Below are 3,977 nucleotides of genomic sequence, written 5' to 3'. Positions count from 1 at the left end.
GGGTTATTTATTGCTAAAATTCTCAAATATACTTTTGGTATCGGCGCGATAATTGTACCGTTAGTATTTTTGATAATTGGGCTAAAGTACATTGTAGCGAAAAGCCCAATTATTTATTCCGTTAAATTTTGGGGTTTATTGCTTTTCTATGTTGTAGTTTTAGCCATTTATCACCATATAAAGATTCCAGTAGGCCAGGAAATTATGCCTGACAGTTTGGTGAGTGGCGGCGGTTTTACCGGAGGGGTGTTGCTTTTTGCTCTGCGTAAATTGTTAGGCGTACATGGTTCGATTATTGTTTTAGCTGCTATGTTGCTTTGTTCAATATTGTTGATTACAACTTGGTCTCTGGCTTCAGCATTACTGACGGTGAAAGGTAAGGCGGTCGATAGTTTGCTTTCCGCGAGGGAAGCCATTGCCGCATCAGCTGAAACTATTTTTTCGAAAGAAGAAGAAGAGATTAGCGTTAGGACTTCTTTTTATGATCAGCAGCGAGACAACATGCCTGACATGAAACACGAAATACCGAAAAAAGAAATCAAAAGAGAAATCAACTCTCAAGAAGTTTCTCCTCCTCAAACTGAACGTGAACCAGACTCTTTTGTACCGGTTAGGTCTGGACTGACGGAAACACATACATCATATAATTTACCGCCGCTATCGATCTTAAAAAAACCAAATCGTCCACGTTTAACGAAGGTATCGAAAGAAGTTGCTGATAATGCTCGCATACTGGAACAGACGTTAGATAGCTTTGGTGTAAGTGCAAAAGTAATCAATACTTGCCAAGGTCCGACAGTTACCCGCTATGAGCTTGAACCTGCCCCTGGCGTAAAAGTAAGCAAAATAGTAAATTTGTCAGACGATTTGGCCCTAAAACTGGCAGCGTCAGGAGTTCGTATTGAAGCTCCTATTCCAGGTAAAGCGGCTATTGGCATTGAAGTTCCTAACAAAGAATTATCTGGTGTGGCCTTGCGAGAAGTATTAGAAACGAATGAATTCCTGAATTCTTCTTCCAGTTTAACCGTAGCATTAGGCAAAGATATTGCAGGACAGCCAATTGTTGCTGATCTGGCTAAGATGCCGCATTTGCTAGTTGCGGGGGCTACTGGTTCTGGTAAAAGTGTTTGTATCAACACGTTGATAACCAGTGTACTTTTTAAAGCTCGGCCGGATGAAGTAAAATTAGTCTTAATTGACCCCAAAATGGTAGAGCTATCTAACTACAATGGTATACCGCATTTGCTAACTCCGGTAGTGACAGATGCCAAAAAAGCGGCAGCTGCCTTAAACTGGGCTGTACAGGAAATGGAACGCCGCTATGAAGTTTTTGCTACTGCGGGAGTACGTGATATTGCACGGTATAATGAGCTTCATCATGATAGTCGCTTGCCTTTAATTTTAATAATCATTGATGAGCTTGCTGACTTGATGATGGTAGCTCCTGTCGATGTTGAGGATGCCATTTGTCGTTTGGCACAAAAAGCCAGGGCAGCAGGGCTGCACTTGGTATTGGCGACACAGCGTCCTTCCGTCGATGTCATTACAGGTACCATTAAGGCTAATGTGCCTTCTCGTATTTCTTTTGCTGTTTCATCTCAGGTTGATTCGCGGACAATCTTAGATACTGCCGGGGCCGAGAAACTATTAGGTAAAGGGGATATGTTATTTTACCCTGTGGGGGCATCAAAGCCGCTTAGAGTGCAAGGGGCCTTTATCTCCGACAGCGAAGTAGAAGCCTTGGTAACTTATATTAAAGAGCAGGCCGAGCCGGAGTATGATGATGGCATAACCACGGTTGAGACCTCCAATGCCAATAAAGAAGAACACAATCTTTTTGAGGATGAACTTTTGGAAGATGCCATACGTATGGTATTGGAAACCGGACAGGCTTCTGTATCTATGCTGCAACGTAAATTTCGTATTGGATATACACGCGCAGCAAGGTTAATTGATACTATGGAAGAAATGAAAATCGTCGGGCCCAATATTGGCAGTAAAGCACGTGAAATTATTATGACTTCTGAGCAAGTTAATGCAAGATATTTTAATAAATAAACTCTAAATAACTCTCTTTATATGCTTAGCGCATTTTTTTGCAGGGTAGAATAGTAGTGGTGATGTATTTGCATAGTGTTATTAGTTTAGACGCAGCTCTTGCCCTGGATAGACCGATCTTTATTGATGTGCGTTCCCCGGCAGAATATGAAACAGGGCATATACCTGGAGCTATAAACATTCCCTTACTTACTAATGATGAACGGGTTCAAGTAGGAACGATTTATAAGCAAGTAGGTGCTGAAGAAGCCAAACAGCTTGGCTTGCATTTGGTTTCTGCAAAATTGCCTGATATCGTTGGACAAGTTCGCCAACTTCGTGAGTCAGGGAGAAAAATTATTGTATATTGTTGGCGAGGGGGAATGCGCTCTAAATCGGTAGTTACTGTGCTGGAATTAATGGGAATTGTGACTTCCCAGCTTTCTGGTGGCTATAAAGCGTATCGTCAATTTGTGTTAAATAGGCTAAAAGATTTCAATATTAAACCTGTAATTATTGTTCTTTGCGGTTCGACAGGAACTGGGAAGACGCAAATTCTAAATAAATTGGAAAAGGCAAGCATTCCTGTAATTAATCTGGAAAGGCTAGCCAATCACCGCGGGTCGGTCTTTGGACATATTGGTTTAGGTAGACCAGCAACAGCTCAAAATTTTGATGCAGAATTACTAATGGCGTTGGAAAAATTAAATACACAGCCTTATATCGTGGTCGAATGTGAAAGTAAGCGTATTGGTAATGTTTATTTGCCCGACAATTTGTTTAATGCTATGAAACAAGGAAAAAGGATTTTAGTGACAGCAACCATTGACGTACGGGTAGAGCGATTAATTCAGGAGTATTTACAGTTTTCTCATAATAACGCTGAAGGAATCGTTGCTGCTATTGAATCATTGCGCAGACGTCTTGGTAATAAGAAAACTGATTACTTGTTGACAGAATTCAATGCAGGTAAGGTTCATAGTGTCGTCAAGATACTACTTGACGAGTATTACGATCCTGTTTATGGGTACGGGAAGTCAGACCCAGCTATGTATGATTTAGTAGTAAGCACAGATGATATAGAGCAAGCAACGGAAAAAATAATCCAATACTTACAACAGTTTGGGAGGTAGTTGGTTTGCAAACAGTAGGGGAAATTTTACGTGCTGAGCGTCTAAAGAAAAATCTAACGATTAAAGATGTTGAAAGTGCAATAAGTATTAGAGCTCTGTATCTTAATGCTATTGAGGAAGGCAACTATAATATTATCCCCGGCGAAGTATATGTAAAAGGCTTCATCCGTAATTATGCAACTTTTTTAGGGCTTGAACCTCAGCGGATCATGGAGATATACTATCAAAATAAAGGGCAGGTTACAGAGAATGTGCCGGAAAACAGCCAACAAGAAGAACAGGCTCCCCAATCATCTCCAAGCGGCAATGTCTTACTAAAATGGCTTGGGGTAGCTGTTGTTGTGGCAGCGGTTGTTGGTGGAGTGGCGTGGTGGATGTCAAGCACAAGCAGTCAAAAAATGGAGCCTACTCCACCCCCTCAGTCGGCAGCCCCCAAACAGCCAGAGCAGGCAACGCAGCAACAGACTTCTAATCCGACGCCAGCAGCGCAGTCTGTTGTACCAGCCAATCCTGCTACTGCAAAAGTTATTATAAACGTTAAATATAATTCTCCATGTTGGACACAAATTGTAGCCGATGGTAAGCCAATTTATGAAGGTACTCCGAAAATTGGTGAATCGATTACATGGGAAGCCGCTAATAATATAACAGCCAAGTTTGGTAACGCAGGAGCCGTTGATTTGGTATATAACGGAAATTCGGTAGGGAAAATTGGCGGAAATGGTGAAGTGGTTGTAAAAACATTTACATTAACAGGAATAACACAATAGGAATGAGGTAAATTTGCCGATATGACAAATTTCTTGC

3 protein-coding genes are annotated in these 3,977 nt (G+C 41.3%); all 3 read left to right on the top strand.

Going from position 1 to position 3,977, the window contains the following annotated elements:
* A partial coding sequence (locus AC29Z1_RS14720) for an FtsK/SpoIIIE family DNA translocase (protein ID WP_488272208.1) occupies positions 1–2,058 on the top strand: 2,058 nt, incomplete at its 5' end.
* Positions 2,059–2,120: 62 nt separating this feature from the next.
* A complete protein-coding gene (mnmH, locus tag AC29Z1_RS14715) occupies positions 2,121–3,170 on the top strand; it encodes a tRNA 2-selenouridine(34) synthase MnmH (RefSeq protein WP_488272209.1) in 1,050 nt (349 codons plus the stop codon).
* A 5-nt stretch (positions 3,171–3,175) separates the two neighbouring features.
* Positions 3,176–3,940, top strand: coding sequence for a helix-turn-helix domain-containing protein (locus AC29Z1_RS14710; protein ID WP_488272207.1), 765 nt, complete (start codon positions 3,176–3,178; stop codon positions 3,938–3,940).
* Positions 3,941–3,977: the final 37 nt, after the last annotated feature.

The sequence above is a fragment of the Sporomusa sp. genome (genome assembly GCF_057736855.1).
The sequence above is the reverse complement of the archived record's forward strand: the minus strand, read 5'-3'. Positions and strand labels throughout refer to the sequence as shown.